14 protein-coding genes and 1 pseudogene are annotated in these 15,827 nt (G+C 40.2%); 10 read left to right on the top strand and 5 right to left on the bottom strand.

Annotation, left to right across the window (positions count from 1 at the left end; translation table 11 throughout):
• The first annotated feature begins 56 nt into the window (after window positions 1–56).
• Window positions 57–1,457 carry a TIM-barrel domain-containing protein gene (locus LNTAR_RS06995; protein ID WP_007277962.1) on the top strand — a complete coding sequence of 467 codons (1,401 nt, stop codon included), beginning with the start codon at window positions 57–59 and terminating at the stop codon, window positions 1,455–1,457.
• Window positions 1,454–2,833 carry an arylsulfatase gene (locus LNTAR_RS07000; RefSeq protein ID WP_007277963.1) on the top strand — a complete coding sequence of 460 codons (1,380 nt, stop codon included), beginning with the start codon at window positions 1,454–1,456 and terminating at the stop codon, window positions 2,831–2,833. The genes LNTAR_RS06995 and LNTAR_RS07000 overlap by 4 nt, the downstream gene beginning before the upstream one ends.
• 343 nt (window positions 2,834–3,176) lie before the next feature.
• Here the strand turns inward: LNTAR_RS07000 and nagB are convergent, their stop codons facing one another.
• From nagB to LNTAR_RS07015, 3 genes are read right to left on the bottom strand one after another with little or no spacing between them, the layout of a single operon-like run.
• The gene (nagB, locus tag LNTAR_RS07005; protein ID WP_007277964.1) at window positions 3,177–3,962 is read right to left on the bottom strand and encodes a glucosamine-6-phosphate deaminase; all 786 of its coding nucleotides are present in this window, start codon (window positions 3,960–3,962) and stop codon (window positions 3,177–3,179) included.
• Between the two features lie 8 nt (window positions 3,963–3,970).
• Complete coding sequence (locus LNTAR_RS07010; protein WP_007277965.1) at window positions 3,971–4,819, bottom strand: PIG-L deacetylase family protein; 849 nt, start codon at window positions 4,817–4,819, stop codon at window positions 3,971–3,973.
• Between the two features lie 8 nt (window positions 4,820–4,827).
• Complete coding sequence (locus LNTAR_RS07015; protein WP_007277966.1) at window positions 4,828–6,216, bottom strand: ROK family protein; 1,389 nt, start codon at window positions 6,214–6,216, stop codon at window positions 4,828–4,830.
• A gap of 408 nt (window positions 6,217–6,624) precedes the next feature.
• Here LNTAR_RS07015 and LNTAR_RS07020 point away from each other — a divergent pair, with 408 nt between their 5' ends.
• The gene (locus LNTAR_RS07020) at window positions 6,625–7,089 is read left to right on the top strand and encodes a ParB/Srx family N-terminal domain-containing protein (RefSeq protein ID WP_007277967.1); all 465 of its coding nucleotides are present in this window, start codon (window positions 6,625–6,627) and stop codon (window positions 7,087–7,089) included.
• A 417-nt stretch (window positions 7,090–7,506) separates the two neighbouring features.
• Here LNTAR_RS07020 and LNTAR_RS07025 read toward each other — a convergent pair whose 3' ends face one another.
• Window positions 7,507–8,349 carry a helix-turn-helix domain-containing protein gene (locus LNTAR_RS07025; RefSeq protein ID WP_007277968.1) on the bottom strand — a complete coding sequence of 281 codons (843 nt, stop codon included), beginning with the start codon at window positions 8,347–8,349 and terminating at the stop codon, window positions 7,507–7,509.
• A gap of 971 nt (window positions 8,350–9,320) precedes the next feature.
• Window positions 9,321–10,774, bottom strand: a pseudogene (locus tag LNTAR_RS07030) (IS1380-like element ISLar2 family transposase).
• A 168-nt stretch (window positions 10,775–10,942) separates the two neighbouring features.
• Here LNTAR_RS07030 and LNTAR_RS07040 point away from each other — a divergent pair.
• The 7 genes from LNTAR_RS07040 (at window position 10,943) to LNTAR_RS07070 (ending at window position 15,826) form a co-directional block, all read left to right on the top strand.
• Window positions 10,943–11,401: an SMI1/KNR4 family protein gene (locus LNTAR_RS07040; RefSeq protein WP_007277972.1), complete on the top strand. Its 459-nt coding sequence runs from the start codon at window positions 10,943–10,945 to the stop codon at window positions 11,399–11,401.
• A 197-nt stretch (window positions 11,402–11,598) separates the two neighbouring features.
• Window positions 11,599–11,799 carry a type II toxin-antitoxin system VapB family antitoxin gene (locus LNTAR_RS07045; RefSeq protein WP_007277973.1) on the top strand — a complete coding sequence of 67 codons (201 nt, stop codon included), beginning with the start codon at window positions 11,599–11,601 and terminating at the stop codon, window positions 11,797–11,799.
• A 4-nt stretch (window positions 11,800–11,803) separates the two neighbouring features.
• Window positions 11,804–12,193 carry a type II toxin-antitoxin system VapC family toxin gene (gene vapC, locus LNTAR_RS07050; protein WP_007277974.1) on the top strand — a complete coding sequence of 130 codons (390 nt, stop codon included), beginning with the start codon at window positions 11,804–11,806 and terminating at the stop codon, window positions 12,191–12,193.
• A 166-nt stretch (window positions 12,194–12,359) separates the two neighbouring features.
• A complete protein-coding gene (locus LNTAR_RS07055; protein ID WP_007277975.1) occupies window positions 12,360–12,611 on the top strand; it encodes a type II toxin-antitoxin system Phd/YefM family antitoxin in 252 nt (83 codons plus the stop codon).
• On the top strand, window positions 12,608–12,862 hold the full coding sequence (locus LNTAR_RS07060; protein WP_007277976.1) for a Txe/YoeB family addiction module toxin: 255 nt from the start codon (window positions 12,608–12,610) through the stop codon (window positions 12,860–12,862). Before LNTAR_RS07055 ends, LNTAR_RS07060 begins: the two co-directional genes overlap by 4 nt.
• Window positions 12,863–13,077: 215 nt before the next feature.
• The gene (locus LNTAR_RS07065) at window positions 13,078–14,244 is read left to right on the top strand and encodes an IS256 family transposase (protein WP_007277098.1); all 1,167 of its coding nucleotides are present in this window, start codon (window positions 13,078–13,080) and stop codon (window positions 14,242–14,244) included.
• Window positions 14,245–14,659: 415 nt separating this feature from the next.
• Entirely contained in the window at window positions 14,660–15,826 is a 1,167-nt protein-coding gene (locus LNTAR_RS07070; protein ID WP_007277977.1) for a hypothetical protein, read from the top strand.
• The last annotated feature ends 1 nt before the right edge of the window (window position 15,827 follow it).

Raw genomic sequence — 15,827 nt, forward strand, 5'->3', positions numbered from 1 at the left:
CCATTCCACCTCGTTCTCTAGTGAAAGATTTTAAACAAAACGAATTAAGGAAACTTATGAAACTTCTTAGCAAAAAATTTATTCTAACAGCAGGTGCATTACTCCTTGCATCTTGCCAGAGCTCAACATCGTCAAATGAGCAAATCGCTCAAACACCCCCTATGGGCTGGAACAGCTTCGATAGCTACGGCGTTTATATCCCTCAAGAAGCCGCCATCGCCAACTTAGAAGAATTTGCCGTAAAACTCAAACCTCACGGCTACGAGTACTTTGTCATCGACAATGGCTGGTTTGGTGAGTACAAGCTTAAACCTGGGACTAACTTGCCTAATGAAAAGCACGCACACGATATTGCTATCAACGAATATGGTCACTTCATGCCTTCAGAAACTTACTTCAAAGACGGCCTTAAACCCATCATTGATCGTTCCCATGAACTGGGAATTAAATTCGGCATTCACCTCATGCGTGGTATCCCAAGAAAAGCTTACGACCTCAACCTTCCCATCAAGGGCACTAACTACACAGCACGTGATATCGCTAATACTGATCCAAAAGAAAACTGTACTTGGTGTAAATATAACTACGCAGTCGACATGACGAAACCTGGTGCTCAGGAATGGTATGACGGCCTCATGCAACACATGGCTGATATGGGCGTCGATATGATCAAGTATGACGACATTGTTCCCCACCCAGACGAAGTTGCGGCTGTCGCAAAAGCTATCAAAAAAACCGGACGCCCGATGATGCTCTCACTTTCTCCTGGTAATAATGCACCGCAAAACGAAGAGGCAGTTAAATCCTTTAAAATGGGTAACATGCTGCGCGTCACTGCCGATATCTGGGATGAACAAAAAGGTTTAGATCAATGCTTTGAGGCTTGGCGCAAATGGTCAGGATATTCAACTCCTGGCTTTTGGATTGATATGGACATGATCCCCTTCGGTCAACTTCAATTAATGTCTCCTGCACCTGCAGTGAAAGAAAAGAAGCAAAAAGCTGTTCGTCTAGCTGGCCACGGTTACAAGCGTTGGTCGCAGTTCAGCACAGAACAAATGTATACCTTCATGACTATGCGCGCACTCTCCGCTTCTCCGCTTATGATGGGTGGTGATCTGCCAACTCTCGACGATTTCTCACTCGAACTTATCACGAACAAAGACATGCTTGCCTGTAACCAAAATGGTGTTCAAGGCACACTTGAATTCGAAGGCAGCGAAATGGAAACTTGGGTGACTCCAAATAAAATGGATTCATCAAAAGGCTGGCTCGGCGTCTTTAATCGCGGCACTAAAACTCGCAAGATTAAACTCAGTAAGCATTACCTCGGTTTAGATTCCCTCGAAGGCCTAAGTCTCCGCGACATTTGGGGTGACAAAATGCTTCAAGAAGGCGATTGGGTCACTATCCCAGCAAACGGCTGCCTCTTTGTCGCTTATGGTGCTAAAAAATGATCAAGTCCTTCTTCACTTTCCTTCTCATGCTAGGCTTTGGTTCCCTAGCATCAGAGAAACCCAATATCATCTACATTCTCGCAGATGATTTAGGAATCGGCGACCTGGGGACTTATGGTCAGAAAATTACTAAAACCCCTCACCTCGACCAAATGGCTGCCGAGGGCATGAAGTTTCATCAGCATTACTCGGGTTCAACCGTATGTGCCCCCTCTAGATCTGTTCTACTCACAGGTAAAACTTCAGGTTACGCTCAAATCCGCGCCAATTCTCCCAACGGGAAATACGAATTTGGTCAAACCCCTTTAGCCGCCGGAACTCAGAGTATTCCTACCATGCTCAAAGATGCGGGTTACGCAACAGGTGTCTTTGGTAAATGGGGACTTGGTTACACCCACAATAGCGGTAATCCCGCTCTCCATGGTGTCGATGAATTCTACGGCTTCAAATGCCAAAAGCACGCGCATCACTACTACCCTGATTTCCTTTGGAAAAATAATGAAAAAGTTATGCTCAACAAAAAAGTTTACGCTCACGATATCATTCATCGTGAAGCCGAAGCCTTCGTGCGCAAACACGCTGAAAACAAACAGCCTTTTTTCCTCTACCTAGCGGAAATTATTCCCCACGCCGACCTAGATGTCCCTGCTGACTCCATGGCTGAGTACGAGGGTAAAATCGAAGAAACAAAAACATTTAAAGGCAATAGATTCTACTATCCACAAGACAAGCCCCGCACAGCTTTTGCTGGCATGGTAACACGCATGGATAAAGATATCGGCGTCCTCATGAACCTTCTCAAAGAACTCGGTATCGACGACAACACTATCGTTATGTTCTCTTCAGACAACGGCTGTCACATTGAGGGTGGTGCTGATCCGGAATTCTTTGGCTCTAATGGTGCTTTCACTGGTCACAAGCGCGATTTTTATGAAGGCGGAATCCGTACACCTTTCATCGTTCGCTGGCCCGGCAAAATCAAAGCGGGAAGTGAATCCAATCACATCTCTGCTTTCTGGGATATCATGCCCACTTTTGCGGAGATCTCAGGAGCTCAAACACCTGCAGATATCAATGGCATTTCCATGACTCCAACGCTCTTTTCACAAGGTTCTCAGCCAGCTCACCGCAGCCTTTATTGGGAGATCGACCTCCACGAGAGTAAGCGCGCCCTTCGCATGGGTGACTGGAAACTGATCAAACTCTTTATCAATAATCCGGACAAGAAGAAAACTTTCCTCTTCAACCTCAAAAAAGACCCTGCCGAGCAAAACAACCTTGCAACTCAGTACCCGGAAATCGTACAAAAACTTGAAAAAGAAATGGATGCTAGCCGAGTACCATCAAAAGAATTCCCGCTCTTTTCTAAAAAATAATTTTTCGCAAGAAAACTAGCACATCAAAAAGCCCGTGGCTCACAGCATGGGCTTTTTTCTTTCTGATTCCCCATAAAGCGGGACAAAGCCCAAGTCACCTGGTCAAGGGTTTTGTCAGAGAGGCGATAAAAAATATTTGCCTATACGGCAGTATCTTGTAGAGAGCGCGTTCGAAAGTGACCGCGCCTTATCCTATGATTTGCATCATGCCTCTGAGTAATCGCAATACTAAAAAAGCGAGCTAAAAAACATTGTGTGTGGTATCCGACAATATTTTTTAGCTCGTAAAATTTTGACCTCAGGGGAAAGTCAATTTTTTCCTAAACACACTAATAAACTAACTTTAGTGATAGGTTTGCCACTCGGGTTCATTTTCGAATATTCGATAATAATATTCTTTACCTTCGAGTTCTTCGGCTGCATCTTCATCGCAGATGATGACACAGTTGGGGTGCAATTGTAAGGCCGACGCAGAAATCATCGAAGTGATTGGCCCTTCTACGGCTTTGGCTAAAATACTAGCTTTCGTTTTTCCCGTCGCTAAAAGAATAATTTTCTTTGCATCGAGAATAGTTCCAACGCCCATGGTTAAAGCGCGTTTGGGCATTTCTTCGAGATCGCCAAACAAGGGACCATTTTGTTCCAGAGTAATGGGTGCGAGAGCCTTTTCTCTTGTTCTTGAGGCTAAGGAGGACAAGGGCTCGTTAAAGCCAATATGGCCAGTGTTGCCAATCCCTAAAAGTTGAATATCAATACCGCCCTTATCAATGATTTTTTCTTCATACTGCTGGCATGATTTTGCGAGATCCGCAGCCACGCCATTAGGCAAAAAGGTCTCTTCTAAATCAATATTAATTTTATTGAAGAGCAAATCATTCATGTAGTAACGGTAGGATTGCTTATTATCAGGCTCTAGGCCGACGTACTCATCCAAATTAAAAGTCGCACAACGCGAAAAACTCACTTCATCATTTTCGTATCGCTTCACAATGTTGGCATACAAATTTTCCATTGTACGTCCTGTTGCTAAACCTAAAACGCTATCTTTTTTTTCCTGAACTGCATCGCAGATTAAACGCGCGGTAAGGTCTATGGCCGTCGCCGCATCTTTTTGTATAATAACTTCCATGGTGACTCCTAAGAAAGGCTATCTAATTTATTGCAAACATCATTCTGAAAACGCTCGATCGTCGACTTAACGTAATCACTAATCGATAGATTTTCATCTTCTATAAGCGGAGTTAAATCAATGGCGAAATTCATTGAATCGCAAGCATCCACTTCATGTGAGGCGAAGTAAGTGGCGTTAGCGACACGTCTTCCCACAGTGGCTAAATCATAACGTTTACCACCACTCACTTGCGAATCAAAAACGGCAATGAGTGCTTGGGCAATATGAGGGTATTGATCCGTTGGTAGAACCACTTTTTCGTCATCCATCATCCAATCCAAATCGCGCCAAACTTCGCAGCCATAAACTTTCTTAGGCCGTTGCTCTTTGGGTAGTGAACGCAGGGCTTCAATCGAGCGCAACATCGTGGCCACATGTGTATCGTGCTTATCCGCAGGGTTGTGTAAGTACAGAACTTCGGGCAGTGCGACTTGAAGAATAGCCCGAAGTTCTGCCACAGTGTTTTTATTCTGTGAATCTTTGATTTCCGAACTCGGGTAGGCCAACTGAATTTGAGCAGCAAAGTCACCAAGACTCGCGGCTTTGTTTTGTTCATCGCGACGAATTGCCTGCATTTCTTCATCGGAATAGGCTGCGTAAATCCCCGTACGCGGACTTCCTGAACCATTGGAAACAATGACGCTACTAAAATTTAAATCTGACTGACCAAAACATTGAGCAATACCATTGTAAGCTAAAATCTCGGTATCATCCTGGTGCGCGACAATCGCTAAATGCGTTGTGCTTGCTAAAGCTTCTTCATAAGCTTTTCCCGAAGGAATATATGTTGTGGCTTTTTCCTGTACAAAATTCATAATCAATCCTAGTTTAAAGGTGCTAGGCTTGCTGCAGTAACAGCCTGCCCATGACGTTTATCAGTTTCATTAGGGATATGGAAATTAACCTGCTTCGAAAGCTCAGGGAATTCAAAATCGAGAACTTCGCGTGCTTTCTCTAAAATAATTTCTCCGCCTTCACCCGACGTCACACGACCCAAGATGAGCAAGTTATCCATTTCGTAGAATTCTCCATAGTGGGGAATTGTGTAGCCCAAATAAGCTCCAATGGTTTCGTATATTTTACGGGCTCGTGGATCATTGGCTTTCATCAATTTTTGAACTTCTTTAAGTTGCTCTGGAAAAGGCATGCTCTCTTCAAAATCTAAACCCGCTGCTGGTGCTAAACGTGCGACCGCTTGTTGAGAGAAAAACTGCACTCCACAACCGTGATCACCTGACCATTCGTCCACGGGAGCATTATCGCGGTAATCAACAGGTGCAAAAGCTAATTCGTTGAGCCAACCAGTAATTTTGGCATCTTTATCCACATAACCCACTGCCTCGCTCGTTCCCATCGCTAGGCCCATGCAGGGAGTCACACCACAACTTTGGGCACCATTTAAGGCCGTGACGTCACCATCGTTAACCACCACAATTGGCACGTCCCATTCTGATTTGAGTTCAATAAAAATATTTTTGACTTTGGAATCAAAATCTTCTTCATCAACGCCACGGAATAAAGAAGCAATCTTGACTTGATTATCTACGTAAACTCCCGCAGCACTTCCACCAATCGCATCGACGCGTGGGAGTTTCTCAGCTGCACGGCGAATGGAATCTTTAATGCCTTCCACATGCCAGGCTGGATCATTTTGGAAATACGGATCCCATTCCACTTCTTCAGTGTGAACCACTTTGCCATCAATTGTTGCCGAACACTTTCGATCGGAACCGCCGAGGTCAAAACCAACGCGGCAACCATCTGTATAACCACCCAATGACTGTGCATTAGCACTATTCTTAGGGACATCTTCGAGGGCGCAGTGAATGAATTCTAAATCGCTACCATAAACTTTTTTACCAATAAGTTCATTATCAAATTTACGCTCTCCGCTCATTGAATATGTCCCTTTAATCGCATCAAAAAGTGCCTGAGGACCCGCAATATAAACTTTATTACCGCCCACCATCCATAACATTGCTTTCAGGAAACGTTCAACGAATTTATTATTGAGCTCGATATTCTCACCCGAATGCTCTAAAATTTTCTCATTAATCGTGAAGCTTGTGCCATTATCTTGCACGAGCGCCATGGCAAAATCCAAGCTCTTTTCTTCACTCGCTTTTTTGCGAAAGGCCTGATTCCATAAGTAGGCAGGAAGGTAGCTTACATCTAAATCTGTTTTTACTTTTTGCTCGATATTTAAACTCATAAGATTCTCCAGTTTGGCTTAATTGAGCTAAAGATAAAGAGTATCGAGGATGATTACAATGATAGTTTTTTGATATATAATATCGCGATCTTGATATTTTTACACGATTATTCATAAATTGGGATTAAGCCCTCTATAGTTAACTTTAAGTGCAGCGGTCTTGCAGCGCAGCGGTCTTGCAGCGCAGCGGTCTTGCAGCGCAGCGGTCTTGTAGTGAGCGGTCTTGCAGTGTAGCGGTCTTGCAGTGTAGCGGTCTTGCAGCGAGCTCCGCGAACGATCTTTAAACCAATATTTCTGCAAATAAATTTTCATAAGGAATGGAAGAATGAAAATAAAGCGGTTTTTTAATATCTATTCAATAAAGGTTCGCCCTTAATTTTGACGAAAAACCAGTAAAGATGTATTAGAATGAAAGTTGATATTGAAACGATTAAAACGCGCTCGCCCTACAAAGATCTTTTTCCCCTCGATAAATCACTTATCAATGATCTCGCCAATCAAATAGAACTCGATGGCTTTAATGAGCCCGAGTCCATCATCTTTCAGTACATCAAAAACATCGGCTACGTGGTCGTTTATGGTCACATGACCCTCGAGGCTTGCAAGCGCGCCGGGCTCATTCATGTGGAAGCCACTCGCATCGACTTTGATGAATCCGAAGAAGCCGTCGAATACGCCAAAGAATTCCACAAAAAGAGAAGCCAGGCCAGCACCAAGAAAACCCCTGCCCCTGTTGATGAATCAGCTGAGACTGAAGAGGAGTATATTGAACGTCGCAGTCTCGATTACGCCAAGCAAATTGGTGATCAACTTCGCCTCGCTGGCTTCGAATCCGAGCAAATCAAATACGTGCTCTCCTTAGTCGAAGTCTAAGAACTATTTCACCACAGAGTGTACCGATAACTCAGAGAAGAGAGGGATTTTAGGATTGTTGTTTCTTTGCTGGGATCGTGGGCATCTTGCCCGCAACTGCGAACAACACCTATTCAAAATCATCTTAAGTTTTATCCTTCTTGGCGGCTTGGCGGCTTGGCGTGAAATAGTAAACCTATTTTCAATGAGATTAGTACATGGGATTGCTCTTAAATGTCTCTCGCGAAGGCGCCAAGACACGAAGTTTTTGTTCAGTGAATAAGTTCAAGAAACTATTTCACCACAGAGTGTACGGAGAACTCAGAGAAGAGATGAATTTTCAGATTGTTGTTTCTTTGCTGGGAGCGCGGGCATCTTGCCCGCAACTGCGGACAACTCTTCCCATTCAAAATTAAGAATTTATAATTTAAAATTAATTCAGGCTTCCAAGCTATTATCGAGGGGCAAAGCATTGCGGCGATATTCTAGGGGAGTCATATGATTAAACTTTTTGAATCGAGCACAAAAATGTGATTTCGAGCTAAAGCCGAGCATAAAAGTAATATCTTTTATACTATGAGTCGTCATGCTCAAAAAATGGCATGCATGGGTAATGCGAATATGTTCTAAGTAGCTGATGGGACTCTTGCCCATTTCTTTTTTAAACAGGCGACAAAAAGCCGCTTCTGACAAGCTCGCTCGAGCAGATAAAATTGAGAGATTGATACTGCGGCTATAATTTCCCTGAATGTAACGAACCGCGCTGACAATGCGTTGATCCAGGCCCGAGTGCTCCAAGTCCTGTTGTACTCGCGCAATATGAATCAAGATTTCCTCTAAGCGATTCATCGCTAACTGCTCCGAGAAAGCAACCTCTTCCTTGGCTAATTCAATGGCTTCTTGGATTAAGACAATAATTTTTTTATAAAGTTTTTGATCCGGTATTTTAAAATAAAATAAGCCATCTCTTACTTCACTCCACTGCAAAAAACTGAGCCAATGCGGACGAGGAATAAAATGTGCCCAATAAGCTGCCCAAAAACCATCATCACCCTCAGGTATACCATAATCGTGAGCGACACGAGGAGGCAATAAGACACATTCCAAGTCATCCATAAACAAATCCCCTTGCAGATGGTGAAAGACCCCTTTGCCTTTGTGATGAATCAAAAGTTGCCAATCCTGCGTGCCTTCTTCTCGATAACAAGTGTAAGCCTTGTGTAAACTAAAATGCCCCACGGTGATATCTCGCAGGGGTGGTGGAGCAACATTATGTCTCATAAAAAACTCTCATATCAATATTATGATATATTATATTAGAATTCTAACAAAGCAAAGACTGATTCTTTGCGAAGTTAGCAGTTTCCAGTCAGCAGTTGGCAGATCGTTCGCAAGCTCATTGCAGTTAAAACATGGTTTTAGCTTTTTCGAGCGCTGATAGTTTATAATTGTTCTTCTTGCCTACTTAGCGTCTTGGCGTGAAAACTATGATTTTTAGGATTCTAGCACATAGGCATTGTTACTAGATATCTCTCGCGAAGGTGCCAAGACACGAAGTTTTTTATAGTTCATATGAAATGTTGCTATTAAATAGATCATTGATCGAATAACTGTGTTTTTGCCGAGATCGTAAGAGGTCCTCCCGAACTGCATCTTCAGATTGCACCACTTTCCAATTGGCGATCATCGCAAAATTCAGCATACTGCCTCACCCAAGCAAGGTAATAACCCGCCTGCTGTTTCGTCAATCCAATTGACCCCAAGTACTTTTTAAACCCTTCCACCTTTCCTCACTGCTAATTTTTTAGGAAAATTAGCACCCAATGGTTGCTATTTTTCCTTTTATCCATTTCCAAGCTCAAAATCCTTAAAAATTTAGTCCTTTAAAATTCACAAAACAAGCTTTTTACCATTTTTGGTCAAATTTCGGACAAGTAAGTGCTAACCATTTAGGATAATTATCGGACATGTCCGATAATTATCCTAAAAAGTTATCATTTACCTAAATCGTACGATTTTATTTCCCAAAGGTCGTGATACGCGTGTATAGACTATTTTAGGCATTACAAAAGGGATGATTTTTCTCCTTGAAGTCCATCTCGTTTATCAATTTGACTCCATTGCTCCAGAGATCAGTTTATGGAGTTTTTCGATCTTCAGATTGTGATTTCTGTGTATTTCATCCATTATTTGGGCGTGAGGATCCTGGCGCTTATTGAAAAGCACCCGTTTTTAAAATGTATATTCAGCAACTAAAGAACAGGAAGAACCCAAGGCGTAAGTGATTTCTCCCATATTTGATCAAATTTCAACTCCCTCATTTTCCATGGGGTAATTTTGAGTGTCAATGAGCGTCCTTTATTAATGATTTTTCCTGCTAAATCAAAAAGTTTACGACGTACCGTAGTGGGGTAGCAGTTCCAAGAAAAACCCGCAATGTTGCGTTTGAAAATCTGAAAGAGATTGAAGGATACAATACCCATTGAGTACCAAAGGGAGTTAGCGTGAAAGTCGAGACATGGCATCCTCTCACTTGCGAAATCTTTAGCTGCACGGTAAGTGAGTTCATCAGCTCCGCGGGAATGATCATAATCAATTATTTCTTGATCGGAGCAAGATTTTACGTCAAGATTTGTAAGGATAATACGACTTTCTAAACCTAATAAAGCTTCGCCATTCTCTTCTGTAGGCCGTAAAAACAAAGCTCGATACGCCATCTCTTTGGGCCAAGATTTACGACGTTCTTGAAAAGTAAGGTAATGCCAAGTACAAGCTTTTTTACGATAGACGCCATCGAAGTTTTCGAGTTTTGTATTGGCATGAATTTTGTGATCTGAATAGCGTTTCCCTGCACAAATAAAGTTGATTTTAAGCGCGTCGCAAGCAGCAAAAATCTTTTGATCGTAATAACCACCATCCATTCGAACGATGACCTGAATGTCTTCTCCAAGATTTTCACGAATCATTGGTACGATTTCTTGTAACATCTCAATAGCAACCCCATCGTGATTTGTTGAGCAATGACCCGATTGGAAATAAGTATCGATATACATGCCGTCCCATATGAGGTTGATTGGGTGATAGCCTTCTTTTTTCTTGTAGGTACATTTTACTCCCGCGCGGCATTTAGCGCCGTCGTTATCGTAGACACTGGAGTCTAGAAAGAGAATGACTTTATTCGGATTTTTAGCTTTGAGCGCACTAAGAAAAACCCTGCGGATTAAAGGACGAATCATCTCAACATCTACTGTATAAGCTTTGTGAAGGATTCTTTTTAATGCAGCCGTACCTAGAGCAACTTCACAGCCTAAAAGTTTTTGCCAAGCTTCGTTTTCCTTCAGCGTATCAAAGGTGTTTAAACTACTTTCACGACCGTCCGCAAAAAAGAGTACAAGCTGTAAAAAAGCTTCTTCAAGCTCTATGCCTTTCTTGCTTTTTCTTAGATCTTTAAATACCTGTGCGAGCTCATCACAAATACCTGTGCCATTAATGAAATTAACAAAAGGTGCTAATCCTGCTTGAGAACTTAAGCAGTTTGTGGTGATTCCAATTTTTTTGATTTTTCTTCGACATTCTTTCTTGGATTTTCTAGTTTTTTGATTTTCTTGGGCATCGTAAGTACGTGGTTTTTGGGTTGAGGTTTTTTGGTCGAAGCTAATTTAACCCAAACTCCACTTTTCACCCACCCAGTGAAGCTTTTATACACAATTCGTACTTCTTAGGTTAGAAATAAAGACAAATTCTAACCAGAAACTGGAGTTGATACTTTCGTTGTGAATCACAATTTAGATACGAAAGTACAAACTCAGTTTAGTCGTTCTGCATAAATAAAAAAAGAAATATTAAAAATACATCATTAGAATTATCACAAGACTTGAGAGAGAAACTCATTGCCACTATTCAAAAATTAAATTGTGACAATGAACCTGGAACTATTCAAACATCTGAAAATTACGACATACATATTAACGAAAAAGAATGGAGTCCTCAGTCTCCACTCATCAAATGTCCCTCATGGTTCTCAAATATTCTAAAATCAGTTCCACTGTCTGGTTTATTCTTTTTAGCTCCTGAACCTGAAGAACAATATATGGAAGAACATACTTTTCTAGAATTAACTGGTTGGAATAATGTTCTAAAAAATTATCCTTTTTTTATTCCAGCGATGGTTAATGCAAAGCATTATCCCATTGCTGAATCAGGCTATGGCTACCTTGTAATTGAACAAGACGCTTCACCTTATGATCCGATCTATAGATGGGACGGAAGTGGTATGGAATATCAAAAAGCATTTAATAGTTTTTCAGATTTACTGGATTCAATCGAAAATTAAGAAAGAAAAAGCAGAACCAACGGATCGAGCTGATACCTACGTATGTCATGAAACATGTTAAGGTATCAACTCTAAAACGTGAAACATGTTTCACGCCAAACGGGTACAAGCTCATCCTCAACGTTCTGTTGAAATAAAAAGCTTGACTATACACAAAAAAAGATATATTATGTGTATAAATAAAAGCGAGGTTAAGTATGTCACGTACAAATATTGTTTTAGATGATGATTTAGTAAAAGACTGTATGAATGCAACAGGAATAAAAACAAAAAAATCATTAGTGGATTATGCACTTAAAGAACTACTCAGAAAAAATAAGCAAAAAAGGCTTTTAGATCTTCAGGGAAAAATAAACTGGACAGGAGATTTAAAAGAAATGAGAAAAGGAAGACCATAGAAATATGGTCTTAGTTGATACGAGTGTTTGGATTGATTTTTTTAACTCTCAAGAAAACGAAAAAGTTTCTCAATTAAAAGAAGCGATATCAAACAATGAAGATATTGCAATTTGTGGAGTGATTTTAACAGAAGTACTCCAAGGAATTAAAAATAAAAAAGAATATGAATTAGTAAAAGAGATATTTGAATCTTTATCTTATCTAGAGATGAACAAAATTATATTTACTGATGCAGCAAACATATATAGAAATTTAAGAAAGGCAGGAATTACCATTCGAAAACCTGTTGACTGTATGATTGCATCAGTCGCAATGAATTACAAAATTGCATTAATTCATAATGATAAAGATTTTGATCCAATAGAAGAAAAACTAAATCTTATCCAATATTAATAAACAGAACAAAAAACTGGAGTTGATACTTTCGTTGTGAATCAAGTTTTAAATAGAAAGTACGAACTCAGTTTAGACGTTCGATAAAGAATAAAAAAACAATATACATTGCTATCTACAATAAACAGATGTACATTATCATGTACTTAAATAGATGGAGTTCCAAATGAATGCAATGACATATACAGAAGCTAGACAAAATCTAGCGAAAACTATGGAAAGTGTGTGTAACAATCACGACCCAGTAATTATCACTAGTAAACGAGAAAGGTCTGTAGTTATGATTTCACTTGAAGATTATAGTGCTATGGAAGAAACAAGTTACTTACTTCGTAGTCCTAAAAATGCAAAAAGACTACTTGAGTCAATTTATGAAATTCAAAATGGTGGCGGTGTCGAACGAGATTTAATTGAATGAAAATAACTTTCTCGACTAAAGCATGGGAAGATTATTTATATTGGCAAAGACAAGATAAAAAAATCTTAAAACGAATCAATCTTCTAATCAAAGATATTGAACGGAGCCCAAATGACGGCTTAGGAAAACCTGAAATATTAAGGAACTCATTATCAGGGTATTGTTCTCGAAGAATTACTGATGAACACAGACTTGTGTATAAAATAATAGATGACAATTTAATTCTTTTACAGGCTAGATATCACTACTAAATCGAACCATTAGATGCACCTGATACTCTCGTAGGTAGTGTCCCAAATTTTCTGTAAATTCTGCTATTGCTCTACTTTAAGAGTTATGAATAGCTTCCGAGACTTCGCGAGAATGGGAACTTTCTCGTCGGAGCGAAATTGAGGAAGTTGTTTGTAACTCGGGGTAAAGAAGATGCAGAGTGGTGTTGTACCAAAACAACCCACAAGGAATTATTATGCACCACTCTACACAAGAAAACAGTAGCGTCTTATTAGAAATGATCCAACAAGTTACAGAAAACGGCGAAAGCGGAATGCTTGAAGCGATGAGAGTTTTATTAAATGAAGCGATGAAAGTGGAGAGAAGTAATTCTCTTGAAGCTGATCCATATGAACGTAATGAAAGTCGCTTGGGTTATGCTAATGGCTATAAAAATAAAACTGTAAACACTCGACTTGGAGCAATGAAGCTTAATATCCCTCAAGTCAGAGGTGAAATTGATTTTTATCCAAGTTCTTTGGAGAAAGGCTTGCGAAGTGAACGAGCTTTAATGACAGCTATGGCAGAGAGTTATATTCAGGGGACATCGACTAGAAAGGTGACTAAACTTTTAGAGAAAATGTGTGGTCTATCTGTAAGTAAATCACAGGTATCCCGTGTGGTAACTGAGCTAGATGAGAGTTTAGAAAAGTGGCGCAACCGTCCTTTAGGTAAATATTCTTATCTTTTGGTGGATGCGAGATACGAGAAGGTTAGAGTAGATAAGACTGTTCGAGATTGTGCTTTACTTATTGCCTATGGAATAGATGAATCAGGAAAACGTTCAGTCCTCGGAACAAGTGTTTCTTTAAGTGAAGCGGAAGTTCATTGGAGGAACTTTTTTCTGTCATTGAATGCTCGAGGACTCCATGGCCTCAAGATGATTACCAGTGATAGTCATTCGGGCCTAAAAGCAGCGTTAAAGACTGTATTTGGTTCTATCCCATGGCAGAGATGTCAATTTCACTTACAGCAAAATGCTGGTGCTTATGTCCCTAAGAAAGCTATGCGCTCAGAAGTAGCTCAAGATATTAGAGATATCTTTAATGCACCTTCAAAGCTTGAGGCTGAAAGGCTTTTAAAGCTTACTTGCTTAAAGTATGAAGAAAAGGCTTCACATTTATCTGAATGGATGGAATCTGCACTTCCTGAAGGCTTTTCTGTATTCGATCTCGAGCGTTCTTGTTGGACAAAACTGAGAACGACCAATATGGTTGAAAGACAGAATCGAGAAATTCTCAGGCGAACTAGAACCGTATCTATATTCCCAAATGAAGCTTCACTTCTTAGATTAGCATCCGCTATTCTTATGGAATTAGATGAAACCTGGATAGCTACAAAAAGAGTTTATCTATCTGTTTAACTAAAATTGGTCAACACCAATTTACAGAAACAACGGGACTCTATCCTCTCGTACCTCGAGTACAGGTGATCTAGGACTTTAGTATATAATAAATTTAGATGATAGAAACGAAAATCCCAGAATCGCGGATGCACGAATTTAGAATTATCTGAACCTATAATTTTAGAACTTAATTGAATCAGAAATAATGATCTGATAATGATCAGAATTTTTAAATAAAAAACAAGAAAAAAACACAATACTAACAAGAAGCTGGAGTAAGTATTTTCGTTATGAGTCAAATTTAGCTATAAAGTACAAGTCAGCTGAAGCATTGGCAGAGATAGAAAATCTATTAACTCTTGTTTTGCAAGAATTAAAGTTAAATACTTTTGTTTTTATATGCCCCGCGATATATTTAGCAAAAGGATTTTTTATGCGCTCATTTTTTCTACTTATTCTCCCCATTAGCCTTGTGGCTGAAGTCGTACTGACTTCGCAAAACACACGTATTTATGCTCTTAATGGCACAGTCTTAAAGAATGTGCCGATGAACAGCAAGTTTGATGTGGAAGTTTATCCTAGAGATAAAAAATATCGACAAATCAAAAATACTCAAAACTTACTTGAAGCGGCTCACACTTTAACTTTCGAGCAAATGCTCAATAATGCAGAGAAGCACAAGCTCAGTTTAGAGAATGCTTTTAAGAGCCGCCAACGCGACTTATTGCGTTTGAAATCTGAATTAAAAACTATGGAAATTCAGATCTTAGAGACTCAGCGCGATACCGCGCTGTCATATCAATCGAGGTATCGTAGTGGATCACGATATAGCTATTCTTACACACGGCTTATCTCCACGACTAAAGCGCGAAAGGTTATAAAGACTCTCAATGAAGAAAAAGAAAAGTTGATGGCAGAGCAGAATAAAATATTTAAAGAATCCGTTAATTTAAGTTCTGCACTTGGGCAGAACCAAGTCAATATGGAGATGTTGAGTAAGCTTTTTACTGGTGCCGAGAAAAATGCCAATAAATATGTGATTACTAAAAAAGATGCCCCGGTTTTTTTAGCGAGCCAGACCTTCACCCACCTCAAGCTAGGCGAAATGGTCACTGCACGCCCGCATCCCAAGCACAAAGGCTTTCACCAAGTCATTTTAAACAAAAAAATCTACACCATCAACTCGGCTGACCTCGCCAATCTCAACGGCCTCAAACTCGACTATAATAAGCGTATCACCAGCAATTTGAGTGCAATTGAATATCAGAAAAGAGTTGTCGACGACCTGCAAACTTCGATCATGTTATTACAGTCTATTATGAGGCAACTCATCGTTGACGAAGCGATTTCTGGTTATGTAAAAGTTAAAAATATGACGGTGCAGATTGACCCCAATACTGTACTGGTCATTAATAATCAGAATGGCGACTCTGTTTATGTACACAGCAGTCGTGCCAAAGATGTGATTGAAGAATGGAGCGTACAGCTCGATGATAAAAAAGCTAAGCTCAAATTAGCTGAGGCTAATATGCTAAAAAGGCAAAAATTGGATGTGGATTTGCGTCAGGAACAATCCGACGTATTCGCGATGCTTCAATAAG

The sequence above is a fragment of the Lentisphaera araneosa HTCC2155 genome (assembly GCF_000170755.1).
GTDB classification, from domain to species: Bacteria; Verrucomicrobiota; Lentisphaeria; order Lentisphaerales; family Lentisphaeraceae; genus Lentisphaera; species Lentisphaera araneosa.